Annotated in this window: 22 protein-coding genes; 12 read left to right on the top strand and 10 right to left on the bottom strand. The window is 52.0% G+C overall.

The annotated features are described in order from the left end of the window. Positions 1 to 183: 183 nt before the first annotated feature. Positions 184 to 672 carry a L,D-transpeptidase family protein gene (locus ACJJJB_RS21015; RefSeq protein ID WP_020411566.1) on the top strand — a complete coding sequence of 163 codons (489 nt, stop codon included), beginning with the start codon at positions 184 to 186 and terminating at the stop codon, positions 670 to 672. On the opposite strand, the gene bioC is transcribed toward ACJJJB_RS21015, so the two are convergent. The 3 genes from bioC to bioB are packed head-to-tail and all read right to left on the bottom strand — an operon-like array spanning position 663 to position 4,464. Beyond that, the gene (gene bioC / locus ACJJJB_RS21010) at positions 663 to 2,210 is read right to left on the bottom strand and encodes a malonyl-ACP O-methyltransferase BioC (protein WP_445365434.1); all 1,548 of its coding nucleotides are present in this window, start codon (positions 2,208 to 2,210) and stop codon (positions 663 to 665) included. The genes ACJJJB_RS21015 and bioC overlap by 10 nt on opposite strands. Then, positions 2,207 to 3,400, bottom strand: coding sequence for an 8-amino-7-oxononanoate synthase (gene bioF / locus ACJJJB_RS21005; protein WP_020411568.1), 1,194 nt, complete (start codon positions 3,398 to 3,400; stop codon positions 2,207 to 2,209). The genes bioC and bioF overlap by 4 nt, the downstream gene beginning before the upstream one ends. Next, complete coding sequence (gene bioB, locus ACJJJB_RS21000; protein WP_282951812.1) at positions 3,397 to 4,464, bottom strand: biotin synthase BioB; 1,068 nt, start codon at positions 4,462 to 4,464, stop codon at positions 3,397 to 3,399. The genes bioF and bioB overlap by 4 nt, the downstream gene beginning before the upstream one ends. A gap of 151 nt (positions 4,465 to 4,615) precedes the next feature. Between bioB and ACJJJB_RS20995 the strand changes: the two genes are divergently transcribed. After that, on the top strand, positions 4,616 to 5,308 hold the full coding sequence (locus tag ACJJJB_RS20995; protein ID WP_020411570.1) for a ComF family protein: 693 nt from the start codon (positions 4,616 to 4,618) through the stop codon (positions 5,306 to 5,308). Between the two features lie 159 nt (positions 5,309 to 5,467). Next, positions 5,468 to 6,613 (top strand): beta-ketoacyl-ACP synthase III, encoded by a 1,146-nt coding sequence (locus ACJJJB_RS20990; RefSeq protein WP_444945789.1) that lies wholly within the window; start codon positions 5,468 to 5,470, stop codon positions 6,611 to 6,613. 46 nt (positions 6,614 to 6,659) lie between these two features. On the opposite strand, the gene ACJJJB_RS20985 is transcribed toward ACJJJB_RS20990, so the two are convergent. Continuing rightward, entirely contained in the window at positions 6,660 to 7,223 is a 564-nt protein-coding gene (locus tag ACJJJB_RS20985) for a PadR family transcriptional regulator (RefSeq protein ID WP_020411572.1), read from the bottom strand. Positions 7,224 to 7,389: 166 nt separating this feature from the next. On the opposite strand from ACJJJB_RS20985, the gene alaE reads away from it, so the two are divergent. From alaE to ppc, 5 genes are all read left to right on the top strand, one after another. Further along, entirely contained in the window at positions 7,390 to 7,962 is a 573-nt protein-coding gene (alaE, locus tag ACJJJB_RS20980; protein WP_353377095.1) for an L-alanine exporter AlaE, read from the top strand. Between the two features lie 48 nt (positions 7,963 to 8,010). Then, positions 8,011 to 8,706 carry an aspartate/glutamate racemase family protein gene (locus tag ACJJJB_RS20975; RefSeq protein ID WP_353377096.1) on the top strand — a complete coding sequence of 232 codons (696 nt, stop codon included), beginning with the start codon at positions 8,011 to 8,013 and terminating at the stop codon, positions 8,704 to 8,706. Between the two features lie 380 nt (positions 8,707 to 9,086). Then, on the top strand, positions 9,087 to 10,460 hold the full coding sequence (locus ACJJJB_RS20970; protein WP_282951816.1) for a response regulator: 1,374 nt from the start codon (positions 9,087 to 9,089) through the stop codon (positions 10,458 to 10,460). A 135-nt stretch (positions 10,461 to 10,595) separates the two neighbouring features. After that, positions 10,596 to 10,949 (top strand): DUF4870 family protein, encoded by a 354-nt coding sequence (locus ACJJJB_RS20965; protein ID WP_445365433.1) that lies wholly within the window; start codon positions 10,596 to 10,598, stop codon positions 10,947 to 10,949. A 425-nt stretch (positions 10,950 to 11,374) separates the two neighbouring features. Next, positions 11,375 to 14,035: a phosphoenolpyruvate carboxylase gene (gene ppc, locus ACJJJB_RS20960; protein WP_445365432.1), complete on the top strand. Its 2,661-nt coding sequence runs from the start codon at positions 11,375 to 11,377 to the stop codon at positions 14,033 to 14,035. 109 nt (positions 14,036 to 14,144) lie between these two features. Here ppc and ACJJJB_RS20955 read toward each other — a convergent pair whose 3' ends face one another. From ACJJJB_RS20955 to ACJJJB_RS20940, 4 genes are all read right to left on the bottom strand, one after another. Beyond that, entirely contained in the window at positions 14,145 to 15,392 is a 1,248-nt protein-coding gene (locus tag ACJJJB_RS20955) for a DUF945 family protein (RefSeq protein WP_445365431.1), read from the bottom strand. Positions 15,393 to 16,044: 652 nt separating this feature from the next. Next, a complete protein-coding gene (locus ACJJJB_RS20950; protein WP_020411579.1) occupies positions 16,045 to 16,899 on the bottom strand; it encodes an AraC family transcriptional regulator in 855 nt (284 codons plus the stop codon). A gap of 80 nt (positions 16,900 to 16,979) precedes the next feature. Beyond that, positions 16,980 to 17,282: a DUF1330 domain-containing protein gene (locus tag ACJJJB_RS20945; protein WP_020411580.1), complete on the bottom strand. Its 303-nt coding sequence runs from the start codon at positions 17,280 to 17,282 to the stop codon at positions 16,980 to 16,982. A gap of 58 nt (positions 17,283 to 17,340) precedes the next feature. Then, positions 17,341 to 17,772, bottom strand: a complete 432-nt coding sequence (locus ACJJJB_RS20940; protein ID WP_353377098.1) for a DUF4345 domain-containing protein — start codon at positions 17,770 to 17,772, stop codon at positions 17,341 to 17,343. A 209-nt stretch (positions 17,773 to 17,981) separates the two neighbouring features. On the opposite strand from ACJJJB_RS20940, the gene ACJJJB_RS20935 reads away from it, so the two are divergent. The 4 genes from ACJJJB_RS20935 (at position 17,982) to ACJJJB_RS20920 (ending at position 21,747) form a co-directional block, all read left to right on the top strand. Then, positions 17,982 to 18,896: an SDR family NAD(P)-dependent oxidoreductase gene (locus tag ACJJJB_RS20935; RefSeq protein WP_445365430.1), complete on the top strand. Its 915-nt coding sequence runs from the start codon at positions 17,982 to 17,984 to the stop codon at positions 18,894 to 18,896. 119 nt (positions 18,897 to 19,015) lie between these two features. Further along, positions 19,016 to 20,932 carry a multicopper oxidase family protein gene (locus tag ACJJJB_RS20930; protein ID WP_445365429.1) on the top strand — a complete coding sequence of 639 codons (1,917 nt, stop codon included), beginning with the start codon at positions 19,016 to 19,018 and terminating at the stop codon, positions 20,930 to 20,932. Positions 20,933 to 20,972: 40 nt separating this feature from the next. Beyond that, the gene (locus ACJJJB_RS20925; protein WP_445365428.1) at positions 20,973 to 21,122 is read left to right on the top strand and encodes a hypothetical protein; all 150 of its coding nucleotides are present in this window, start codon (positions 20,973 to 20,975) and stop codon (positions 21,120 to 21,122) included. 202 nt (positions 21,123 to 21,324) lie between these two features. Then, entirely contained in the window at positions 21,325 to 21,747 is a 423-nt protein-coding gene (locus ACJJJB_RS20920; protein WP_353377101.1) for a hypothetical protein, read from the top strand. Between the two features lie 60 nt (positions 21,748 to 21,807). Here ACJJJB_RS20920 and ACJJJB_RS20915 read toward each other — a convergent pair whose 3' ends face one another. Continuing rightward, on the bottom strand, positions 21,808 to 22,707 hold the full coding sequence (locus tag ACJJJB_RS20915) for a hydroxymethylglutaryl-CoA lyase (protein WP_444938240.1): 900 nt from the start codon (positions 22,705 to 22,707) through the stop codon (positions 21,808 to 21,810). Then, positions 22,707 to 24,707, bottom strand: a complete 2,001-nt coding sequence (locus tag ACJJJB_RS20910; RefSeq protein ID WP_445365427.1) for an acetyl/propionyl/methylcrotonyl-CoA carboxylase subunit alpha — start codon at positions 24,705 to 24,707, stop codon at positions 22,707 to 22,709. The genes ACJJJB_RS20915 and ACJJJB_RS20910 overlap by 1 nt, the downstream gene beginning before the upstream one ends.

Genomic DNA, 24,707 nt, shown 5'->3' with positions numbered 1-24,707 from the left:
TTCACGCCATCAACTTGATGATAATTTAGCCATGTAGCGCAGATTTTGAACAAATCAAGCCGAGCACTGATAACAAAGGCACGGGGTAGCGCTAACAAAATAACTCCCCCAAAAGGGGAAAATGCTCTGCAGGGACGCGGAAAATCTCGAAATAACTGAAAACATTCAAGCAGCTTAGAGACCATGCGATACCTGACTCTTGCCCTATTGCTGGCGATGCCACTGCTCGCCTCAGCAAAAGTAACCCCTGTCGATCATGTTGTTGTGTACAAGTCGAAGAAGCTGATGCAGCTTATTCGCGACGGCCGGGTAGTGAAAAGCTACACAGTCTCCTTCGGCGATAACCCCAGGGGACACAAAGTCCGCCAAGGGGACGAGCGAACCCCAGAAGGACGCTACACCCTGGACTGGAAAAACCCCAATAGCCGCTTCTACCGCTCCATCCACGTGTCCTACCCGAATAAACAGGACCGAGCGCGGGCGGCCAGGATGGGGGTCAGCCCCGGTGGCGATATCATGATCCACGGCATCAAACCCGAATGGGCCTATATGGAAAACCACCTGCGCCGTAACAACTGGACCGATGGCTGTATCGCCGTAGCTTCCAACCGGGAGATGGATGAAATTTGGGCTCTGGTGAAAACCCCCATCCCCATCGATATCTACCCTTGATTACCCCCCAGGGCCAGCTTCATATAAATCACCTCGTAACTCACCGGTAGCCCCTTTGGCTGCCGGAGACCTTCATAGGCTTCGGCCAACCGCTGTAACCGGGCTCGCCCAGTCATGCCTCGCTTGGCCGCGCGGTTGATATTATGTGCTCCCACACCTTTCAATTCCTTCATCAGCTGGCGCAGACTGTCGAAATGCAACAGGCGTTGCTCGTCGAGTACTTCACCACAAAGCTGCGATTGCGCCGCTGCCTCACGCCAGTTGGCCAGTGGCAGGAAGCGATTAACGTGAACACCGCTGTCTACCAGAGCCCAGCTATCGCGCAATTCTGCCAGGGTACCCGGCCCCAATGTCGCCACCAGACATTGTCCAGCGGGAGAAAGTACCCGACGCAACTCGGCGAATAACTGCGGCAATCGGTAGCACCATTGCAGTGCCATACTGGAGAACACCAGATCTACAGTACCTTCTGCCAGGGGCAGTTGCTCCGCATCCGCAGTGATATAGCCATCTGCCAGCGGCCTCTCTGTGCGGGCAAAGCGCAACATGTCCTCTGCCAGGTCCAGGGCGATAATTTTTGCCTTGGGAAAATGCTGGCGCAGCAACTCACTGCCAAAGCCGGTGCCACTGCCCAAATCAACAATGGTACGAGGTTCCCAGTGGCGTTCCGCCATTTTCATCAGTTGACGGCACACCGCTCTCTGTATATGTGCGCAATCGTCATAGCTGGCGGCGGCACGGCCGAAGGAGCGCGCCACCGCAGATTTATCAAAGGGCTCTGCCGCTAGGGCACTAGAGGGGGATAAACTCTCGACAAAGTGTCGTAATCGCTCTGCCACTTGGCGAGGTTGTGACAACTGTGGTTTGTGGCCGCAGCCCTCCATCACCTCTACTGCCGCACCATAGGCCTGGATTTCCTCTATGGCCGCCAGCGGCACCAGGGCATCCCGCTTGCCAAACAGGTGGAGTGCGGGGATTTCCAGCGACTGCAGAAGATCCCGATTATCCAGCTCTGCCAGGCAGTCCAGGGCCTTAACCCAGTCTCCGGGGTTAATGTTGGGTTTGCGCGCTTTCAGTTGCTTGACCAGGTCACGCATGGCGTTATCACCATGGGACTGCAGGGCGCAAAAGCGCTCCCAGGTAGCATAGGGATCCTGCACGAAAGCGCTACGGAACCTATCAAAAGTGCGACGGGGCATGCCGGGCCAATTGTCCCTCTCTACAAAGCAAGCATTGGCGGAGATGGTGACAACTCCATGGATTTTCTCTTGTCCTGGCCTGGCGGCAATCTGCAGAGCCAACATGCCGCCAAGGGAGTGGCCTACCAAAACACAATTTTGCGGTAGCGCTTGGTAAAGCTGTTGTAGAAGCACCTCTAGCCTTGGCCATGCCTGCTCCCTGCGTTCACCAAACCCCGGTAACTCGATACAAATCAGCGGTAGCCCCAGTTGTTCATGCACAGCCTCCAATAGTGGCTGCCAGGGCCCCTTGTCTCCGCCCCAACCATGCAAGAACACCAGGTTCTCTATCTGGCTCACAAGTGCACCGCCTTGTTTTCCCGGAGGACCTCCGCCAAGGCATTGAGAAGCGCATCGATTTGGTGATGGTTATGTGAAGCACTCAAGGTAATTCTCAGGCGGGCAGTACCCGCGGGCACTGTCGGAGGGCGAATAGCGCTCACCAAAAAACCGCGTTTTTCCAACTGTTCAGAAATAGAAATAGCGGTTTCTTCACAGCCGAGCAGGAGCGGCTGAATTGCGCTGGGGGAGTCAGCCAGAGGTAAATTCAATTGCCTGGCGCAGTGGCGAAAGTGGGCAATGTTAGACTCCAGGCGCCTGGTCAACTCAGGCTGTCTACGCATCAAATCAACAGCGGCAACACAGCCCGCGGCCACCGCCGGAGGCATTCCAGTGGTGTAGATGTACGTACGGGCAAATTGCACCAGATAATCAATCAGCTCGCGAGAACCAGCCACAAAGGCTCCGGCATTACCAGCGGCCTTGCCCAGGGTGCCCATGATCACTGGTGCCTGGGACTGGTCAAGACCCGCCGCAGTACAACTGCCAGCGAAAGGAAATTTTTCGCTGCCCATTACCCCAAATCCGTGAGCCTCATCCACCATCAACCAGGCACCATACTCACGACACAGATCAGCAATCTCTGCCAGCGGCGCCAGGTCACCATCCATACTGTAAACACCGTCGACCGCCACCAGGATATTGCCACCTCGACTGGCAGCACGCCGTAATTGGCGATCCAGACCAATAAGGTCGTTGTGGGGAAAGCGCAAGCTGTTAGCACCAGACAAGCGTGCTCCATCGATCAGTGAAGCGTGGTTGAGCTTGTCGGAAATAATATTGTCGGCACGGCCCAGTAACGCACAAAGCGTGCCCACATTAGCCATATAGCCACTGGAGAATACCAATGCAGCCTCGCGCCCGGTGACTTCAGCAAGACTGTATTGCAGCTGTTGATGGACTTGCAAGTGCCCATTGACCAGGTGAGAGGCAGTGGCACCAGCGCCCAGCTCAGCTCCGGCCTGCTGGGCGCGGATGACCTCAGGATGGGTTGCCAGCCCCAAGTAGTCGTTGCTACTGAAAGTAAGCAGCTCTCGGCCATTAACCCTGGCCTCAGGCCCCGGCACCGAATCCAGAGTCTTGACTTCCCGGTAGAGGTTACGCCTGCGCCGCTCATCTAGGCGCTGGCGCAGGGTTTGATCCAGGGTCATTTGGCCGCGTCGTAGAAAAAGGCATCGTTTTGTCGCTCGCTGATCTGGGCGGTCAGCTCAGCTTCCACTTCTGATTCGTCAGCGTATTGCTGGTATTCCTCCGGCAGGATTCCCAAGCGGTTGAACAACTGCATATCTTTGTTGGCCTCAGGGTTAGCGGTGGTCAGCAGCTTCTCCCCATAAAAGATGGAGTTGGCACCGGCGAGGAAAGCCATTGCCTGCATTTCATCGCTCATTTGCTCACGTCCGGCAGACAGGCGCACATGGGACTTGGGCATCATAATTCGGGCCACGGCAATACAGCGGATAAACTCGAAGGGGTCCAGATCCTTTTCCTGCTCTAACGGCGTACCCGCTACTTTTACCAACATATTGATCGGCACCGACTCCGGGTGTTCAGGCAGGTTGGCCAGCTGCATCAGTAGCCCTGCGCGATCTTTGTCCCCCTCACCCATACCGACAATGCCACCAGCGCAGACCTTCATACCGGCCTCGCGCACCCTACCCAGAGTCTCAAGACGGTCCTGGTAGGTGCGGGTGGTGATAATCTCACCATAATACTCCGGTGAGGTGTCCAGATTGTGGTTGTAATAGTCGAGCCCGGCATCCGCTAATTCCTGCGCCTGGTCATCATTCAGCATACCCAGGGTCATACAGGTTTCCATACCCAGCGCTTTAACTTCACGCACCATCTGGGTGACGTAGGGCATGTCCTTTTTCTTGGGCGAGCGCCATGCAGCACCCATGCAGAAACGGGTAGCGCCGCCGGCTTTGGCCGCCCTGGCCTCTTCCAAAACCTTTTCCACCTTCATCAGCTTTTCCCGCTCCAGCCCGGTATCGTAGCGAGCACTCTGGGGGCAGTAGGCGCAGTCTTCCGGACAGGCGCCAGTCTTAATCGAGCAGAGCGTGCTCACCTGCACCCGGTTAGCATCAAAATGCACCCTATGCACCTGCTGGGCGGTAAATATCAGGTCGCTAAATGGCAAGGCAAAGAGGTCCAGAATCTGCTGGCGGGTCCAATCGTGGCGGATCTCAGCGGCGGGTAATTGCTGGGCGGCAGTCACAGGGCTTACTCTCTCTAGTTGCTGGAGTTATTCGTACTGTTTTTTTATTCGCAGGGCCGTGGTGACTATCACTAATTGCAGTGGCAGACTCGACCAAACAGACTGGCCAGTTTAGCCAGGCCCGTATCGCTGTCAACTCAATCGCCCGATTATGGTTTACAGGATTATCTCCCCACTGTTTATTACCCGAAACCTGGCCCAATGCCTTTTATGTGGTGACCGGGCCGGCGATTATGGGATCTGCCCCGCTTGCATAGAGGATCTGCCCTTTCTGGAAAACGCCTGCGAGACCTGTGCTTTGCCGCTGCTGCCGCCCTCCCAGCTTTGCCCCGCCTGCCTGAGGCAGCCACCACACTACAGCCGAGTCCGCGCCGCCTGGCATTATGCTTACCCGATAAACCAACTGATACAACGCTTCAAATACCATGGCGACCTGGCTGCGGGTCACAGCCTTGCCCAGTTGGCCGCCCAAGCTTTCAAACCAGCCAACCAAGGGCCAGACCTGCTTGTCCCCATCCCTCTTCACTGGCGTCGTTATTGGCTGCGCGGCTATAACCAGGCGCAGTTGGTAGCAGCTGAGTTGGGAAAGCAGTGGCAACTACCGGTACGCCCTCGATTACTGCGAAAATTCGGTGCCACCCAGACACAATCTCAATTGCGCCGTAACCAGCGCCTGCGCAATTTACTCCATAGCTTCTCTGTCGATGAGAATGTTGAGAGGCTACACATCGGCCTGGTGGATGATGTGTTGACCACCGGCGCCACTTTGGAAGCAGCAGCACTGAAACTGCTTGAAGCAGGCGCAACCAAGGTAAGTGCCTTTATTTTGGCCAGAACGCCATGACTCATCGGCGCGACCGCAGATAGACCAGTAGTCACAATAGCGTCACAATATTATGCCTTGCCGTTCTGGCACGAAAGTCCCACATCAGCCAGCGCTGCTAAGGTTCTATTCAGTGACTAATTGCTCGCACGATTTTTGGTGCGGGCCAGGAATTCAGCGATGAGTGAGTACAAATTGCCACGGGGCATTGTCATCAGCGGGACAGGCCTATGGACCCCACCAGAATCTATCAGCAATGAAGAGTTGGTAGATGCTTACAATACCTACGCTACACAGTACAACCTGAAGCACGCGCAGCAAATTGAAGATGGGGAACTGCAAGCCAAACCCCAATCCTCTGCAGAATTTATCGAGAAAGCCTCAGGGATTAAAAGCCGTTATGTAGTTACCCGTGAGGGGATTCTCGACCCAGAGCGCATGCGCCCATTTATCCCCGAGCGCAATGACGACGATCTCTGTGTACAGGCCGAGATGGGCGTGAATGCTGCCAAATTGGCGCTGGAAAAAGCCGGTAAGAAAGCCTCCGATGTGGATATGGTAATCGTCGGCGCCTCTTATATGCAGCGTGCCTACCCAGCTATTGCTATCGAAATCCAGGGTGCTCTCGGTATCGACGGCTTTGCCTTTGATATGGAAGTCGCCTGTTCCTCTGCAACCTTCTCCTTACAACGAGCGGTAGATGCGATCAGCTCTGGCGCCGCGCGCACTGTGCTGGTGATTAACGCGGAGCTGGCCTCCCCTCAAGTGGACTTCACAGACCGCGATAGTCACTTTATCTTCGGGGACGTGGCTGTAGCCAGCGTAATCGAGCGCCGTGAGACATGCTCTGTAGATAGTGCCTGGGAAATACTCGGCACCAAAGCCAAGACCGTCTACTCCAACAATATCCGCTCAAACTTCGGATATGCAGCGCGCGCCGCGGATGTTGATCCCTTCGGCCCTGGCAAACTGTTCCGCCAGAACGGTCGCAAGGTTTTTAAGGAGGTTTGCCCCATGGCTGCAGCCCATATTGAGGCGCACCTGCAGGAAACCGATACCAATCCGCAAAGCGTGAGCCGCTACTGGCTACATCAGGCCAATATCAATATGAACAACCTGATCGCCAAGAAACTGATGGGAGACGAAGCCAGCATCGAGCGCGCCCCAGTAGTACTCGACCGCTATGCCAATACCGCAAGCGCCGGTTCGGTAATCGCCTTCAACCTGCACAGTGACGACTTGCAGGTTGGAGATCGCGGCATTATCTGTTCCTTCGGCGCCGGCTATTCCATCGGCAGTCTGGTGGTAGAAAAGATCGCGATCTGATTAGACTTACTTCAGACTTGAAAAAACCGGGCCGGGCCCGGTTTTTTTATTTCACTGCCTGGCCATCCTCTTCGCACTTCTCATCCAGCTCTTCGAGCAACTTTTCCGCCCAGGTGATCCAGGTCTTCTCCGCCTCAATACCCAACAACAGGGTCTGGTGCGCGAGCCAGTAGCGCTCTTGCAGGGCAATATCACTATTTAGTACTCGCTCGTTTTGCTCACTGTAGTTATCCAGAAGTCCCCGGTGAAGCCTTAGTTGCGTATTCAGTGCCGAGCGTAGCTCTTCCTGGCTCAGGTGGTGGCCGGCAAACATACGCACCAAGAAGGGCTCGCGGATCTTTTGCGGCGCCGCTGGCTGGGTCACCCAGTCGCGCAGTTCCATTCGGCCTTTATCAGTGAGGCTGTAGACTTTCTTATCCGGCTTTCCCTCCTGGGGCTGTTCCACGCAATTCAACAGACCTTCAGCGTGTAACTTGTGTAGTTCCCGATACATCTGCTGGTGGCTGGCGCTCCAGAAGTGCGAAACGCTGCGCTCGAAACGGCGCTTTAGGTCATAACCGCTGCCGGGCTCGATATCCAGCAAGGTGAGGACAGCATAGCGCAAGGACATAGGAACTCCGATTAAGCTTATGCAAAGAGTTGCATATTAACTGCTGAATAGCCCTTATAGCCAGGAGGCACCAGGAGCCAATAAGATAATTAGATTAATTTTCTAAAAAAATTTAGGATGTTTATCTCGACAAGTCTTACCAGTCGAGATGTAGGGGCTAGCATTTATGCCAATTGTAGATATAATCGCCGGCTTGCCGCCACCCTGTATCAGGCGGCCAGAAGTCTACGAGGTTTCCAGCTCCATGTCCGCGCCCGCAATCACTCCATCCAGCCCAGACGCCGACACAGAAACGCCCAATGCTCGCCGCTGGGACTTTCTGCTGGATATCTTCGCAATGAACAGCTTCTCCTGGGCTGTGGCAATTCCCATTGAGCTGGTCCTGGCCGGTATGAGCTGGAATGAACACCTGAAAGTGCGACTGATGGCGCTGGTATTCAACACTCTGATAGCACGTCCTTTCAGTGTTTATCGCAGCTGGATTGTGAACAGATTTGGCGGAGGCGGTGTGGTCAATGCCTACCTCGTGGACACCTTCGTATTTCTGAGCTTTCAGTTTCCTCTGTATCTGTGCAATATGCGCCTCGGCGGCGCCAGCTGGGATGAAATCGCCACTGCCAGTATCACGTTTATGCTAATCGCCGGCGCTCTCGGGCGCCCTTATGGGATTTATCTCGACTGGGTGCGCCGAGTATGGATTAATAATGTCAGTTCCCTGTGGAGCAGAAGAGTCTCCTAGGCGAACAATAACACTCGACTGAGCATTACGAGAGAGAGGAAATTCGCTGTGTTGACCTATAACGCCATTGAGAAGAGTTCCATGACCATTGGCATAGTCGCCGGCACCCCCACAGATACCCGCTTTGGTCTCGATTTCCTTGCTGCACGACACTTTCGCGGGCTGGGCCTTTCACTTTCAGCATCGCCACAAGCCCAGACCCAACTGCAAGCCCTGGAGCGCGGTGCCCTCACTCAGCAACTGATCGAAGCCATCAAGCAATTGCACGAAGCAGGTGCTGATGCTGCCATGATCTACTGCAACTCCCTTTCCGGTGCGGTAGATATGCCGGCAGTCAAAGCCGCCTCCCCCATTGAGGTTGTCTCGCCCCTGGAAGTCTACGCCGAGCTGACACAGCGCTATCGCAACTTTGGCCTGCTCGCAGCTAACTGCCAGAGTTGCGCCAATATCGAGCGTGAAATCCTCGAGCGCAATAAAACTGCAAAAGTAATTGGCATCGGCAACTTGCAGATTGTCGAGGATATTGAGGACGGTCTCGCCGCGGAAATGATCGTGCAGCAGCATGCCCTCGATGACCTCGTTGCCGCACTGGTAAAAAGCGGCGTGCAAATCCTGATCCTGGGTTGCACCCACTTTGATTATTTCTATCAGGAGCTACTCGCCCACTGCGATGGCATCCGTCTCTTCCTCCCTTCAGAGCGTATGTTACAGCTACTGCAGGAGCGTTTACCCCAGGCCGCCTAATTGCCTCAGGGTTTTATTCACAGGGAATCGCGCCGTTTAGCCTGAGTTGTGAACTCGCCAAACCTCGTACGCGTCCTGTAAAAAAGTCTGTCCTCCCAGCCTTTGTAATAGGCTGCAATTCCTACCTATTAACCCCTACAAAAAAATCGCCAATGCCTGATTGGCGCGATATTACTTGGATAGTAGAGAAAGCATTCATACATATGACTGTTTTCTCCTCCTGCATAGGGCCTTCATCCAAAAAATATCTCTTGTGCCCTGTGCAATATTGCAGTATCAAACGGTCTGAAGTATTCGGGAGTATCTATAGAAACCCACCGTAAAAAACAGAATGCGGACTGCAGGATTTAGTCCGCCCCAACAAAAAAATGGTTACAAGGATGATAAAAACCATATCTTCTGGGAGGGTACCCTCTCGTCGTGTTTCATTACACGCCCTGCTGATCGGCTCAATAGTATGTGGCTCTGTGTTTATCTCCAGTATCGCACAGGCTTACGAGCTGCCCACTCTCGATCAACAGCTGCCAATTATCTGGCTCGTCTTAACGGTCATTGCGTTTTTGATAGTTTGTGCTTTTGCACTGAATAGACAGTTGAGTCTAAGCAAATTAAAACGGGAAACTGACCGACGCATTGATAGTCTGGGCGCGGAAAATACCAGTCTGTTTCAGCAAGTGCACAGCCGCAATAGCGAATTTAATGCTATGGGAAAGCAACTGGAAGAAACTCGCGAAAGCCTGGAACTTTTACGACAGGAAAAATCTGATCTACTCACTATCGCCCGTCACCAGTTACACCATCCACTAGATACTTTACTCGGCACCCTTAATTTACTGGCACGTAGTGAAGACAATAACATCAAGGCCCTGGTGGAAATCGGCAAGCGCCAACTTAATGCGGTACTTAAATCTCTGGATGACCTTCGCCAGGTTGGAAAAGTGGAAATGGTGGAACTGAAGTTGCCAAAGGAAGTTATTGGAAATAACGGTACTCGCCTTTCAGTGTTATTAGTAGAAAATAATAAACACGAATCCCTCCAGTCAGTCCTGGAATCCATGGGACACCATGTGCAACGGGAATGTAATGGTATTGACGGCAGTAGTGCCGCGCTGCAAAAAACATTTGATTTGATTCTCACGGACACTCATCTACCACTAATGGATGGTGTTGAAGCAGTACGTGAAATTCGCCGTGAACGCGGCGCTGAACTCCCAATTTTTGCCCTGCTGCAAAATACTAATACTGGAGACAAAGAGCGCTACCAGGCCCGCGGTTTTACCGGGGTGCTTACTCACCCTGTCGCCGACCGCCAAATAATGCAATTAATGAGCTGGGCCGGGCGACGCAGCCAGGACGCCAATATTCAACAAAAACCGCGGCCAGCAAAACTTCTCAATACCAACACTTTGTTTCGCCAACGGGACACTCTCGATCACCTGACTTTCGCCGAACTCCTCAGTGATCGCAGTGCCACCTTGCCCAAACGGATAACCACCCTGACCAGTGCCCTGACTGGACGCCACTGGCGGGATGCGGAAAAACAGGCACAAAATATATCCAGAGCAGCATCAGAGGTTGGGCTCGACAGTGTCGCCGCACGCCTGCGCAGCCTCGCAGCCAATCTATCGATCGACAGCGAGCGGGAGCACTGCAGGCAACAGCGCACGGAGCTGCTGCAGCTTATGCGTGAATCCGTTCGCCAACTAAAAGCCTGGCGTGAACGCAATGTACACACAGAGTGGGCCTTGAAATAAAAGGGGTAGCTCCATATCGTCAAAGGCGGCAACCACATCCGATTGTCGCAAATAACTGCCATTCCAACTCACCTAAGTTGAATTGAATCGCTCAGGCCACACTATATTTTACTGAACCCTTAAGAGAATAAAGTTATGTCTGAGCAGTACCCCGTGCGGTCCCAGGAAGCCCGAGAGCAAAGCGGACGCGACCTGGCCATCATGGTTTATTTAATCCAGGCCATCAGCCTGTTTACTGCTGTTCCAATGTTTATTGGTGTGCTGATCAACTACTTTAAACGCAGCGATGTGCGCGGCACCCTGGCAGAATCCCATTTTCGCTGGCAGATTCGTACCTTCTGGTTCTGGCTGCTGTGGACCATCGTAGGCATCTGCACCGTATGGATTTTTGGCCTTGGCTATGTCGTTCTCGCCATTAACTGGATCTGGGTTTTATACCGTGTCATCCGCGGCTGGCTGGTACTCGTAGATCGTCGCCCAGCCTACTGACTTTGCAAAAGTTAATAAATTCAAATTTTTCGTTTTACCTGCGCAACATATTGCGCAGGTTTTACATTCTCTTTAATTTTCATAAGCCTTCCTAAAGCCAATATTTTCCTTTTAATCACTACTGCTAAGAACACACACCCAGTGGCAAAAGAAATAAAGATTCTGCTCAATTATTCGAAGTAAAAAGTTTTTGCCTCTCTAAATTCACTAATTTCACTAGAAAAAGCCACCTCCCCCAATTTGTGTAAATTTATGACAAATAACTACCAACCAGCTATTAATTAGTTGAATACTTACTAATTTAAATTTCTTATTGTTCGGATTATTCGCCCTGAATTTCAGTATGGCTAGAAGCCCAATCCCTCAGCAGGTGAAATTATGCGAAGATAGTCGCCTCGTTGCCTTTGCTAGGGAGAATAGGATTCGTGAGTCAGGATCAAAATACCCCACTGAGGGAAGATGTGCGTCTGCTTGGCGAGGAGCTGGGTTCGGTATTGCTTGAGCAGGCTGGCGAGCAGCTATTCGATACCGTCGAAACGATACGCCAGGCCGCTGTAGAGAGCCGCAGCACTGGAGAGATGCAGGTAGATCGCCTGCGTCATCTACTTGACCCCCTCGATGATGAGACCCTGCTCGAGGTAGCCCGCGCCTTTAGCCAATTCCTGAACTTGGCGAATATTGCTGAGCAACGCCATCGCGAACGCCTGCACCGGCAGCACCAGCGCTTCTCCGGCGACCCAGACACCGATCGCGGCCTACGCCAGGTGCTGGAGGAGCTGAAACGGGCCAAGATACCCTCAGATGAAATTCACAAGGTTTTGCAGAACCTGTCAGTAGAGCTGGTCCTTACCGCCCACCCTACAGAGGTTACCCGCCGCACCTTGATCCGCAAGTACGACCGAGTTGCTGACCTGCTCGCTAAGCTGGACCGGCCAGACCTCACTGTAGAGGAAAGCCAGGAGCTACGGCGACATTTACATGAACAGATTCTCTCTGCCTGGAGCACCGATGAAATTCGGCGCGAAAGGCCGACACCGGTCGACGAGGCCAGGTGGGGCTTTGCCACTATCGAACAATCCCTGTGGCAGGCAGTTCCCCAAAGCATGCGCGCCATTGAGAAAGAGCTTGATCTGGCGGAGTTACCGCCTCTGCCGGAAGACTGGGTGCCTATCCGCTTTGCCTCCTGGATGGGGGGCGATCGCGATGGCAACCCCAATGTCACTGCCTCGGTAACCCGTAGGGTGTTGCTACTTGCGCGCTGGATGGCTGCTGATCTCTACTTGCGGGATGTGGAAAATCTGCTTGCAGACTTATCGATGCACAAAGCCAGCGAAGAGTTATTAGCGCATACCGGACCCAGCCACGAGCCTTATCGCCTGGTGCTGCGCCAGATCCGCAACCGTTTGCGCAACACTCGCGCGCAGATAGAAGCGTGCATCAATAACCAACCGAAGCCCAAGGGCGAAACCTTCACCAGCGGCCAACTGTCCGAACAACTGCGCCTAATCGACCGCTCCCTCCGCTCGATGGGCCTCTCCGCAATTGCCGATGCCCAGCTTAAAGATACCCTGCGCCGTCTCAATTGTTTCGGCATTACCTTGCTACGTCTCGACATTCGCCAGGAATCCACTCGCCATGCAGATGCTCTCGATGCCATCACTCGCTATCTCGGTATTGGCAACTACATCACCTGGGATGAGAAGCGCAAACTGGAGTTCCTACTGGCAGAGCTGGACAACCGCCGGCCATTGATCAACGCAGATTTTTACCAAACAGATTTCTGCGATGAAGATGTGCGCGAAGTGCTGGAAACTTGCAAGGTAGTCGCTGAGCAGGGCACCGAAGGTCTCGGTGCCTATGTGATTTCCATGGCGAAAAAATCCTCCGATGTCCTGGCGGTAATGCTGCTGCAAAAAATTGCCGGCGTTCAACAACCAATGCGCGTAGTACCACTGTTTGAAACCCTCGACGATCTGAACAATGCTGCTACCACCATGAGCACCTTGCTCAATATTTCCCAATACAAGCAACGTGTGCTGGATGGCCAGGAGGTAATGATTGGTTATTCAGATTCCGCCAAGGATGCCGGCTTCCTCGGTGCCGCCTGGGCGCAATTTCGCACCCAGGAAGCACTCACCGATATCTTTCGCAACCACGGTATTCCACTGACTTTATTCCATGGTCGCGGAGGCTCCATTTCCCGTGGCGGTTCCCCCACGCGGATGGCTCTGCTCTCTCAGCCGCCAGGTTCTGTTGCCGGCCGCATCCGGGTTACCGAGCAGGGAGAAATGATCCGCTTTAAATACGGCCGCCCGGCAGTTGCTGCCTATAACCTGGAGCAGTACGTGGCTGCAACACTTGAGGCCACCCTAATGCCACCCGCGCAACCACGACCTGAGTGGCGCAACCAAATGGAGCGCCTTACGGATATCTCTGTCGATAGCTACCGGGAGGTTGTTCGCGACGACCCCGCGCTGGTCGCTTACTTACGCACCGTCACTCCCGAAACGGAGTTGAGCCGGCTCGCTCTGGGAAGCCGTCCTGCAAGACGAAAGCCCGGTGGCGGCGTGGAAACATTGCGTGCCATTCCCTGGGTATTCGCATGGACCCAGATTCGCTTAATGTTACCCGCTTGGCTGGGTACCGGTACCGCCTTGGAGCAGGCCTTAAAGCACGCTGACGAGGCCGATACTCTGCGCGATATGAACCACCAGTGGCCCTTCTTCCAAGGCGTGGTGGATATGCTGGAAATGGTATTGGCCAAGTCCGATACACGGGTCGCCTCCTGGTATGAGGAGCGACTGACCGACGATCAGGAATTGATTGCCCTTGGTGAGAACCTCCGAGAGCGCCTCAGCCACACAGTGAGTGCACTGCAGCGGCTCACCGGGCGGGAAAGTCTGCTGGATAATAATCCGGTAATGCGTTGGTCGATACGCGTACGTGACCCCTATACAGATCCACTTCACTTGCTCCAGGCAGAGCTGATGGCGCGTTTGCGGGAGAGGGAGGCCGACACGGTATTGGAAAGTGCCTTAATGGTTACCATCGCCGGAATTGCAGCCGGTATGCGCAATACTGGTTGAGGGTGGTAAGAAACCCGTTCCAAGATAGTGCAGCACAGCTGTGTGATCAAATCGAGGCCACTAGATAGTATGCGGGGAGCGGACGGGCCGCTCCCCTATTTAGTTCCGATCAAAACCGCCCGGTAAGCGCCATGATAAATAGGTCCGGTGGCAAATCCTGGCCATTCACTTCCAACCGTCCCCGTTTTACTTCAAGGTGCATTTGCAACTCACCATCTTTTTCCAGCAGCAGCCCATATTCTCGTAACATCATTGCTTGAGCTACTAATGGTGACTGCAATAGGGCTGACTCCGCCGCGCTCAATGTCATGGTGCCCACCAGTGGTTTCAACCATTGATTCAGTGGGCTGCCCCCACGGTGACGAGGTGGACGTTGTAACCCTTTCCAGTCAATATCCGCATCCACTAACACCGGACCATTATGTGACTCCACTACCAGTTGCTGTTGAAGACGCAAAGGTGGGCGCATCTCACGGGCCCAGTTGCGCTCAGGATTGGGCAACAATACACGCAGGTAGTGGCCCAAGTCTGCAGCGGTGATTTCGGGCAAGGTCATCTGTTGACGAGCGGAGATGATCGGAGTTGCAGACTCTACACTGGGCAACTGCAAATCACTTACAATTTTTAAAGTCTGTGCAGCAAGTATCTCCAAATCCAGGTCGAGAGTAATATTTCGCAGTTGTACAGGTCCCGAATCAGACTCAGCACGTAACAACGATAATTGCAGCTGCGCCTTACCACCGCGCCCGGGCTCTACTTGAAACTCACCCTTGAGGGGCTCAGTAAATAATACCTCCACCTCGTCCCGTATCTGTCGCAGGCTACCCAAATCAATAACGCCATCTAACATGGCTCCGCTATAATCCGTTTTTACTGTGATTTCACCGCCATCAAATTCCAGCTGGCCATAGGTACCGGTATTTTTGAAGGGCTCAAAACGCAGTGTGTTCAGTACGCGGTTATCGGCTGTTACAAGAGTTTCCAGCACCAATGGGCTATCCTGTAAACGGCCATATATGTTCTCAAGCCGTGCGCGCAATTCAGGGGTTAACTGCTCCAATTCCAAGCGTGTTTCACTATAGATAACCCCTAATCTCGGCCCTTGGGAAGTAAACAGTACAGGGCCATGGTGAATTTCAGTATGCAGCTCGGTAGTACCATTTTGCAGTCCAACCTCAGTATTAGTCTCAGCACCAAACCAGCCACGCTGGTAACTCGTGGAATTACCCCCTTGTAACCTACCGACCTGTTGTTTCCAGACCTCCTCCACCTTGGGGCCAATGAAACCCGGCGCCGCAAGGGCGGAAATCACCAATAAGACAAGCACAATAAGCAGGAGCCAACGTAATAGTTTCATAGGGATTGATCTAACAACAGGATTTACGCCGATGTTAGCAGATTATGCAGAAACTAGTACGATCGAAATACCAAGATAGAAACCAGCAAGGTTTATAGTTGCTACTCTTTAGAACCACTCTAAGAATAAACCACTGGGCATAGCGCCTTATCCTCTTTGGCAACCATTATCTAGAGAAGCCAAGAAAACCAAGATATAGAGTAAGGGAGTTCTGCTTAAGAAATTAAAAATTATTCTTCTTTTTGAGGGGCAGAACAATTCTCACAATTTAAAGTAAAAGGGCCACTCTCCTATAGCACCATAGTGATCGGCTTTGCCGTTTCCCATGTACGACTCGATGAAACGTTTTCCTTTATTGGCAATTTATCAATCAAAAAATCCGAAATAAGAAAGATAGCCATTGATTCAGTTGAGGAGCATGGCTATTTTTCCCTATCCTACAACCAGATTTCACCAGGAAAAATTCCGTAATTTATCTTTCCATCCAATAAGCCTGCCTTCTTTCGCGAACACCTGCAGGGAGTACTTCCCTCCAATATAGAATTTATTACATAAAAATTTCGATCGAAGAAGCAATCTGCAAAATCGGTATGGCACAGATCAAGTAGCCAAAAATGTTGAATAGTGATAACTCTGCGTTATTGTTAAACGATCATTGTCTCTCTTTAACGGGGATATGGAGGTACATTTCGGCTGTCGGGCTGGCAACCTGATACCTGGGCGGATAGAGCTCAAAGTCTGGCTTCTCGATATAGTCATAATTAGACTTTGGCAGCCAGCTCCCCCAGATATACTTCAATGTCTGCTCCAGGGTGGTAATAGATCCGCGGTGAACAAATTTTGCATATAGCTGCTCCGGTAGTTCCCGCGCCACCATTCCCTCGGGTACCTGAGTCAGGTCGGCAACCGGCGCACAGCAGACATACTTAAACTGAATTTCATCACCCGCTTCCTCATAACACTCATAGATGCCAAACGATTCATCGTTGATACGATTGGGGATTTTATCCCTGTAAGGTCGAAATGCAGACCAGAGCTTTGGCAAGCTGAGATTTTCATGATCGTATTCCTGCGCTATCCCCACCAATTGCATCGCTGGGCGCGAAATAATTTGTGGCTCCATGGACAGCTCATTTTTCAAGAAGTGCAGCATATGGGGGCTGAATTGATCTTTATATAGCAACCGGAAAGGGTCCTGCTGCTTTCGATACTGCGCCGGGGTTACATTAAATAAAGCTTTAAACGCACGAGTAAACGCTTCTTGGGAATCAAATTGGCACTCCATGGCAAGCTCAAGAATACCAATATCTTCACTCAACAACCTCTTTGCAGCGACGGTCAATCGGCGCTTACGCAAATACTCTTTCGGTGAGTCCCCCACTAATGCCTTAAAAATACGGCTGAAGTGGTAGGTGGAGTAATGAGAGGCAGCGGCAATTTCGTGAACAGAAATTTTGTCGTATAGATGCTGCTCTACGAAGTTGATACTTTTAAAAAATCGCTGCATGAGAGGCTCCTTTACTGCCTATTTACGTTGGGACGGTGAGATTTTTGAGGAATACCTTCCCGGTTTAGCATGCCTTTAAATCAAATTCGTTCACTAGTGATAAAAAAGCGTAAATGGGCAAATGCCTTGTCCCTCAAAGGAATAATCGCCTGGTAGGCTGGATCATTGAAGAATGCATAGATCGCCTCCCGATCCGGAAAAGATACCACAACAAATGCCTTTGGTGACCGACCTCCGTCCAGGGCTTCTTCCACATCATAAGAGGCGATAGGCACCCCCCCATACTGTTGCATTAATTGCGGAGCCAAACCTATATACTGCTGAAGAGCCTGCGATTCCTGTAGGTTTGGTGAAGACTCTATATGTAAAAATACTGGTAACAAAGCAATAACCTCTTAAGCATAAAAAATTTTAAGTTGCTTGACTAAGAGCTTCTAATGACTAACTTTGAGAGGCCACTCGCCTATGCCAAAAAACCAGAAGTGGAACTATCGCAAGCTCAATAATCGTAGGCGGTAAGACCTGGTCATCCACCAATCCAAATTCCAGAATATTGCTTAAGCGACCCAGACCGCCAATGAAGAGGGATAAAGCCACGAAGTAAAACAATGCTTTATGTTTTTCGATATTGCTCAGGAAATACAGTAGAACCAACCCCTGGGCAAAGAAAACACCAAAGGCAAATCGATATTGATTATCCCCAAATCCTCTCAAGGGGCTATCCGGGCCGAAAAGCATAGCACCACCACTCAGGGCAGCACTGCCATTCAGCCCCCCAAATGCACTGATCCCGCCAGGAACAAAACAGATCACTGCCAGTGCTACCACTAACAATTGGAAAATTTTTCTTTCTATAGAACTCGCCTGATTCATAGTGTCACCTTAGTTTGCCGTATTTGAAGAGATGACCTAATCATATTGGTCGGTAAGGCCCAATTTTTGATATTTCTTGCGGTCTTGGTATCCCATGAGGACAGCAAGAAATATCAAAACCCGAGGCGCTTAACCGCTTATCTTTCCCTCCAACAGCCGGGTATATCCATATCCGGGTACCAGTTCCCAATATCCACAGAGACAGAAAGATGATTAAGAGTGTATTGATTACCGGAGCGAATGCAGGCTTAGGCAGGGAGTGCGCCAAGCAACTGGCGGAGTACCAGCAGATTAACAAGATCTATCTCGGGTGCCGCAATCTGCAGAGAGTCAAAGAAGCCCAGGCCGAGCTGATGTCGGAAACAGGCAGGAATATCTTCGAAGTATTGCTGATCGATGTCGCAGATCAACAATCCGTGAAAGAGGCGGTTCAAACCTTAGACTCCCCAATTGATGCACTGGTTATGAATGCTGGCGGCACTGGAGGTAAAGAGTTTTATAAGAAAACCCCTGAGGGAGTCACACAAATTTTCGCCGTCAACCTGCTCGGGCATGCACTACTGACTAACGAGTTGCTGAAAGCCAATAAATTAACCCAGGCTGCTATCTACGCCGGCTCCGAGGCCGCTCGCGGCGTAAAAGAGATGGGTATGAAGCAACCAGACCTGAAAAGCGCCTCTGTGGAGGAATTTATGCAGATCTGTGAAGGAGAGCTCTATGCCAGTACCAAAGACGCTACGGTGCCCTATGGTCCGATAAAGTATATGGGCGCCCTATGGATGTCTTCCATGGCACGGGAATTCCCCCATATCCGCTTCGTAACCATGAGTCCGGGGGCTACTGTAGGCACAGAGGGCTTCAATACACTGTCGTTATTCAAGCAATATATGATGAAGGGCATGATGCGGATTATGCTGCTATTGGGCAAAGTCCACAAAGTCGAAATAGGCGCCAAGCGCTATATCGATGCCCTGCTGGATACAACATCCTTCCGCACAGGTATTTTTTACGGCAGTGAACGCGGATTGACAGGACCTCTAGGTGAACAGCGGAAGCTTTTCCCGGACCTGGACAACCCTACCTATCAGGACAATGCCAAAACGGCGATCAATCGCTTTATCTAGTGAAGGGTCGCATCAGGTAAGGGCCCTGTGCGCCTTTGTCTGCACTTAAGGTCTCTCCGATCTGACAGTACTCCCTTACCTATACTTGGCTGTTAAATACGAACCACCATGAGCAGCCAATGCTTCGGATATTCTTCTGCCTATTGTTATCACTTCCTGTTTCCCTAATTGCTAGCGAGGAAAAAATTTCCGTCGTCAAGGCACCTCCCCTGACCCTCCTGGATCCAACAACTGTGGATAAATTCGTTAACGAGCTGCCAATACCTGTAGAGATACGACCCAAGAGCTCAGCTCCACTCAAACTGCCAGCAAGGCCCACCCAGGTTTGGATGGGGCTACGGGATAAGGAAGGCAAACGTTTAATGACAAAGGCCTGGGGTTTTGAGTATGCAGGTCGCATCCACTCTCCCGGCCCTACTATTCGCGCCCGGGAAGGCCAACCGGTATTTGTACACTGGGCCAATGAGCTACCGGGGCCGCATCTATTTCCGGTGGATCGATCCATTCACCTCGCCGATGTAAAAGATCCCAAAGCTGTACCCATGGTTATTCATCTTCACGGCGGGCATACAGAATGGAAAAGTGACGGCAATCCCCTCGCTTGGTACACACGAAATTATCACGAGACGGGCCCGTTATTTGACAAAAAGATTTACGAATACGACAACTCCCAGGATGCCACCACTATCTGGTATCACGATCACACCCTGGGAATGACCCGACTTAATGTTTATGCAGGATTATTCGGTTTTTACTTGGTCGGCGACGACAATGAAGATCGCCTGATACAGGAAAAACTACTTCCCACAGAAGAGCGTACCTTGGTTGCCGCTATTACAGACAGCCTGTTTAGCTCAGATGGGCAGCTCTATTTTCCTGGTTGGAGGGACCAGCCTCCATCACCGGTTTCCCACAAGGCAGTGAAGGCCAATTGGCCCAACCCTTCTCACCTGGACGAATTTTTTGGCAATTTTATGTTGGTAAACGGCATGGCTTGGCCCAAAGTCAACGTCACACCACACGTTTATCGACTGCGATTTCTCAATGCGTCCGATACACGCACACTGATACTCAGGATCGACGAAGGTACCCCCTTTGTGCAGGTCGGCAGCGACGGTGGCTTTCTCGATCTCCCTGTGCAACTTAACGAGCTGGTATTGGCGCCCGCAGAGCGAGCAGATGTTTTAGTGGATTTCAGTGGTTATGAAGGACACAAACTGACACTGCGAAATTTTGGACCGGATATCCCTTTTAAGGGATTTGTAGAGGCCAATGATCCAAAGAGTTCAATTCCACTGGTATACAACCCTGATGGTAAACGTGTATTAAGTGATGGGCGCGGTGGCACCACACCAGCTACCGACCCCGATACCACTGGCCAAGTTTTGCAATTCCATATTGCTTCGGCGCCTGCAAAAGCCTCTCCCGATAAACAGAAAGCAGCGGTCAAAGATATGATTGGAGATTTAAAGCTAACCTTGAATACTCCCCTGCGCCCTCCACTTAATAGGCTTAGTCAAGCGAACTACACACGACAGCTTGCCACCTACCGCCTGGACGACCCCTATGGCCGTAATCTGCTGATGTTAGGTCCAGTAAAAGAAGGCTCCCTATTTTTCGAGGACCCTACCACGGAAATTATCCAGCACAACGCCGTAGAGATCTGGGAGATATACAACCCTACAGTATCGGCTCATCCAATCCATATTCATCTGGTGGAATTCCAGGTACTGGATCGTCAGCCTTTTAAAGGCAAACTTATCCCCAAGCCGCAGAAATTTATGCATACCGATGAGGTATTTCAGGGGGCACGACTGGAAGTAACATCTCTACAGGGGAAACCCCTTCCACCACAACCAGAAGAAAGCGGCCCTAAAGATACGGTCATTGCCCTTCCCGGCCAAGTAACACGGGTAATAGCTCGCTTTGACCGTGAGGGCCTCTATGTATGGCACTGTCATCTACTCTCTCATGAAGATTACGATATGATGCGACCGTTTAAGGTATTGGCGCCTAAACCGAAAAATAATCACTAAACAGATAACCTTTAATCTCAACTCAAGACCGGAGTATTGATTGGCTATCATTATTCAACAACTCAAATTTAATAAGACAATAAGAAAACAAGAAGCAAATACAGAAATTTCTAGCTATAAGCTTAAAACAACCAACCAACAAAAACTTACTGAAATAGAAACAAAAAAGCTTACCACCTGCGACAATTAACCCTATATAGAAAACCAAAAAACCCAGGTTAAAAATTATTATCCACACCTACTCTTTCCTTTTTTAGGCGCAGCACGGGAGCTTCTAGTAATAACTATCACTTGCAAATATGGCGGTTAATTCCAATTAAACGAGGGGTACAAAATAATAATAAATCGATTTCAATCTTTCTTAATTAACCATAAAATGGCCGGGCTAAAAATTGACAGATGATTTTCATTACACTTTAAGTGAGTTAAGAGTTTTTAATTATATTATGAAAATGAAAAATTTATTCTCCGGACTACTACTAGCGCTACTAGCCAGCACCAGTTTTGCATCAAGTACAATTGAGCCTAATAAAACTATCGAAGGCATTACTACCTATAAATACTATGCAGTTATTAAATTCTCACCAAATGCTAGCGGCAACGAATTAGGGGAAGGCTGCCCATCAGCTTCCAGCAACCATGTAGTCATAGAATTCGACCGCAATGATGGAACAAATAATAATGACACGAAAGAGCAATTCTCATCACTTTTGTCTGCATATTTTGCAAAATCTAATACTGTAGGTTTTGGAGTAGAGGATTGCAGGGAAGGTAACGGAAATAATTACCCACTAATTTATCGGGTAAATATCTGATCTTCGCTAATAAGTGAATCCATAGTATCTGGGCGGTGTTCCAACCGCCCTAGAAATTTCTCAGCAAGGCACCAAAGCCTTAGCCACACGGGAGTTAGTCTCCCGCCCCAGCTGTTCAGAAATAAAGTTCCCAGCCTCTGCCAGCAACTGTAAATCCACGCCGGTTTCAATACCCATGCCATTGAGCATATAGAGTACATCCTCACTGGCAACATTACCGGAAGCGCCACGGGCATAGGGGCAGCCGCCCAGGCCGGCTACGGCGGAATCTACTACTGCGACACCCATTTGTAAGGCCGCGTAGATATTGGCCAAGGCCTGGCCGTAGGTATCGTGGAAATGCACCGCAAGTTTTTCCACAGGCACGCGGGTCATTACCTGCTCCAGCATACGCTTGGCGGATTCCGGGGTGCCGACACCGATGGTGTCGCCGAGGGAAATTTCGTAGCAACCCATTTCCAATAGAGCGGCACTAACTTCTGCCACTTTGGCCGGATCAATATCGCCTTCATAGGGGCAACCAAGTACGCAGGATACGTATCCGCGCACGGGTATACCGTCTTGCTTCGCTTTTTCCACCAGTGGACGGAAGCGCTCAAGACTCTCAGCAATACTGCAATTAATATTTTTCTGGGTGAAGGCTTCTGAGGCCGCGCCGAATACGGCGACCTCATCCGCTTTGGCTTCCACTGCACGCTCATAGCCTTTTAAGTTTGGCGTGAGCGCGCTGTAGATAACTCCGTCTTTGCGCTGGATACCCGCCAGCACTTCCTCGCTGGCGGCCATTTGCGGTACCCACTTGGGGCTGACAAAACTGCCGGCTTCAATAACCGACAGCCCACTGGCACTGAGCTTGTCCACCAGAGCGATACGGGTCTCCACAGAGATAGGCTGCTTTTCATTTTGCAGCCCATCGCGGGGGCCCACTTCGACGATTTTGACCTGTTTGGGCAAAGTCATTATTGCTCCTCCCCGGCAAAATCCACCAGCAGACTACCGCCATCCACTAATTCACCTTCGGCACAGAAGAACTGCTGCACGGTGCCGGCGGCTGGAGCCCGCAGGGTGTGTTCCATTTTCATGGCTTCCATTACCAGTAGCGGCTGGTCTTTTTCCACCGTAGAGCCGGGCTCAACCAGCAGCGAAATTATGGTGCCGTTCATGGGGGCATCGAGGCCGTGGGCCTGGTCATTGCTCTCACCGATATCTGGTGGCAACAGCTTGAATTCCACCTGGGTGCCATCGATAAATACAGCACCGCCATCGCGGGTATCCACGGCGGAGAAACTCATGCGGCGGCCATCCACCAACATCAAGTCACGTCCCGGGAGCAGGCGAATCTCACCGCTGTTTTGTTCCTCAGGCAAGGCATCGCAAGTCCAGCGCAGGCTATCGCCCTCCGCAACAAAGCGAATTTGAGCGTGCTGGCCACGGTAGTCCACCGTCTGGGTGCGACTGCCAGCCAGAGCATTGCGCCAGTTATCGCCATTGTGCCAGGGAGAGAAAGGATCCCGCTGGGGTGCGCTATTGCGCAGATCGCGCTCTTCACGCTGCTGCAAATAGCCGGCAATAGCAGCACATTTCAGCCGCGTCAGTGTCTGCTCCTGGTGCAGTACTTCCGCCTCGTAGTCCTCGATAAAGTGCGTCGAAATACAACCGCTGGCAAATGCCTGGTGATTGATCACTCGGCGCAGGAATTCGATATTGTGGCGCACACCGGCAATCTGATAATCACGCAGTGCGCGATCCAATTTGGCCAGGGCTTCTTTGCGGGTGCGGCCGTGGCAGATCAATTTGGCGATCATCGGGTCGTAATGCACGCTGATTTCATCGCCAGTCTGCACACCGGTATCCACCCGCACACCCTCGCCTTCCGCCGGGGGCTGGTGGCGCACCAACACGCCAGTTGCCGGCAGGAAATCATTATCCGGGTCTTCGGCGTAGATGCGCACTTCCATGGCGTGGCCATTGATCTGCAGCTCATCCTGGCCCATGGGCAGGGTATCGCCAGCGGCAACTGACAGCTGCCAGGCCACCAGGTCCTGGGCAGTGATCATTTCCGTAACCGGGTGCTCCACCTGCAGGCGGGTATTCATTTCCATAAAGTAGAAGGCACCGCTGGCATCCAGCAGGAATTCCACCGTGCCGGCACCCACGTAACCAATCGCGTGGGCCGCACGCAGAGCCGCTTCACCCATGCGGGCGCGCAGCTCCGGAGTCATGCCCGGTGCGGGAGCTTCCTCCACTACTTTTTGGTGGCGGCGCTGCACCGAGCAATCCCGCTCAAACAGATAGACACCGTTGCCCTGCTGATCGCAGAACACCTGAATTTCCACATGGCGGGGACTCACCACATAGCGCTCCAGCAGCATGATGTCGTCGCCAAAGGCATTCATGGCCTCACGCTTGGCAGCGCCCAGTGCTTCGTGGAATTCACCGGCACTGTCGACACGGCGCATGCCCTTACCACCACCGCCGGCAGCGGCTTTCAGCAATACCGGGTAACCGATGCGGTTGGCGTGACCTTCCAGCAGCTCTTCATTTTGGTTGGTGCCGTGGTAACCGGGCACCAGGGGCACATTGGCCTCTTCCATAATACGTTTGGCGGCGGACTTGGAGCCCATCGCCTCAATCGCGCCGGTGGGCGGGCCGACAAAAATAATGCCGGCGCTATCGCAGGCGCGGCAAAACTCGGCATTTTCCGACAGGAAGCCGTAACCCGGATGGATGGCATCCGCGCCTGTTTGCTTCGCAGCACCCAATACCTTGTCGATATCCAGGTACGAATCCCTGGCCGGGGCCGGACCTAAGTGCACCGCTTCGTCCGCCATCTGCACATGCAGGGCGTCGGCATCCGCATCGGAATAGACGGCAACGGTGGCCACCCCCAGGCGGCGGGCGGTCTTTATAATACGGCAGGCGATTTCGCCGCGATTAGCTATTAACAGTTTGCGAATCAT

It is taken from the genome of Microbulbifer variabilis, from assembly GCF_052468405.1.
This window is presented reverse-complemented; position numbering and strand designations above follow the sequence as displayed.

Excerpts from the sequence above, each read along its gene's own strand:
- ACJJJB_RS21015 (WP_020411566.1), top strand. The coding sequence starts at position 184 with ATGCGATACCTGACTCTTGCCCTATTGCTGGCGATGCCACTGCTCGCC.
- bioF (WP_020411568.1), bottom strand. The coding sequence starts at position 3,400 with ATGACCCTGGATCAAACCCTGCGCCAGCGCCTAGATGAGCGGCGCAGG.
- ACJJJB_RS20995 (WP_020411570.1), top strand. The coding sequence starts at position 4,616 with ATGGTTTACAGGATTATCTCCCCACTGTTTATTACCCGAAACCTGGCC.
- ACJJJB_RS20990 (WP_444945789.1), top strand. The coding sequence starts at position 5,468 with ATGAGTGAGTACAAATTGCCACGGGGCATTGTCATCAGCGGGACAGGC.
- ACJJJB_RS20985 (WP_020411572.1), bottom strand. The coding sequence starts at position 7,223 with ATGTCCTTGCGCTATGCTGTCCTCACCTTGCTGGATATCGAGCCCGGC.
- alaE (WP_353377095.1), top strand. The coding sequence starts at position 7,390 with ATGCCAATTGTAGATATAATCGCCGGCTTGCCGCCACCCTGTATCAGG.
- ACJJJB_RS20970 (WP_282951816.1), top strand. The coding sequence starts at position 9,087 with ATGATAAAAACCATATCTTCTGGGAGGGTACCCTCTCGTCGTGTTTCA.
- ACJJJB_RS20965 (WP_445365433.1), top strand. The coding sequence starts at position 10,596 with ATGTCTGAGCAGTACCCCGTGCGGTCCCAGGAAGCCCGAGAGCAAAGC.
- ACJJJB_RS20955 (WP_445365431.1), bottom strand. The coding sequence starts at position 15,392 with ATGAAACTATTACGTTGGCTCCTGCTTATTGTGCTTGTCTTATTGGTG.
- ACJJJB_RS20950 (WP_020411579.1), bottom strand. The coding sequence starts at position 16,899 with ATGCAGCGATTTTTTAAAAGTATCAACTTCGTAGAGCAGCATCTATAC.
- ACJJJB_RS20940 (WP_353377098.1), bottom strand. The coding sequence starts at position 17,772 with ATGAATCAGGCGAGTTCTATAGAAAGAAAAATTTTCCAATTGTTAGTG.
- ACJJJB_RS20935 (WP_445365430.1), top strand. The coding sequence starts at position 17,982 with ATGATTAAGAGTGTATTGATTACCGGAGCGAATGCAGGCTTAGGCAGG.
- ACJJJB_RS20930 (WP_445365429.1), top strand. The coding sequence starts at position 19,016 with ATGCTTCGGATATTCTTCTGCCTATTGTTATCACTTCCTGTTTCCCTA.
- ACJJJB_RS20915 (WP_444938240.1), bottom strand. The coding sequence starts at position 22,707 with ATGACTTTGCCCAAACAGGTCAAAATCGTCGAAGTGGGCCCCCGCGAT.
- ACJJJB_RS20910 (WP_445365427.1), bottom strand. The coding sequence starts at position 24,707 with ATGATTCGCAAACTGTTAATAGCTAATCGCGGCGAAATCGCCTGCCGT.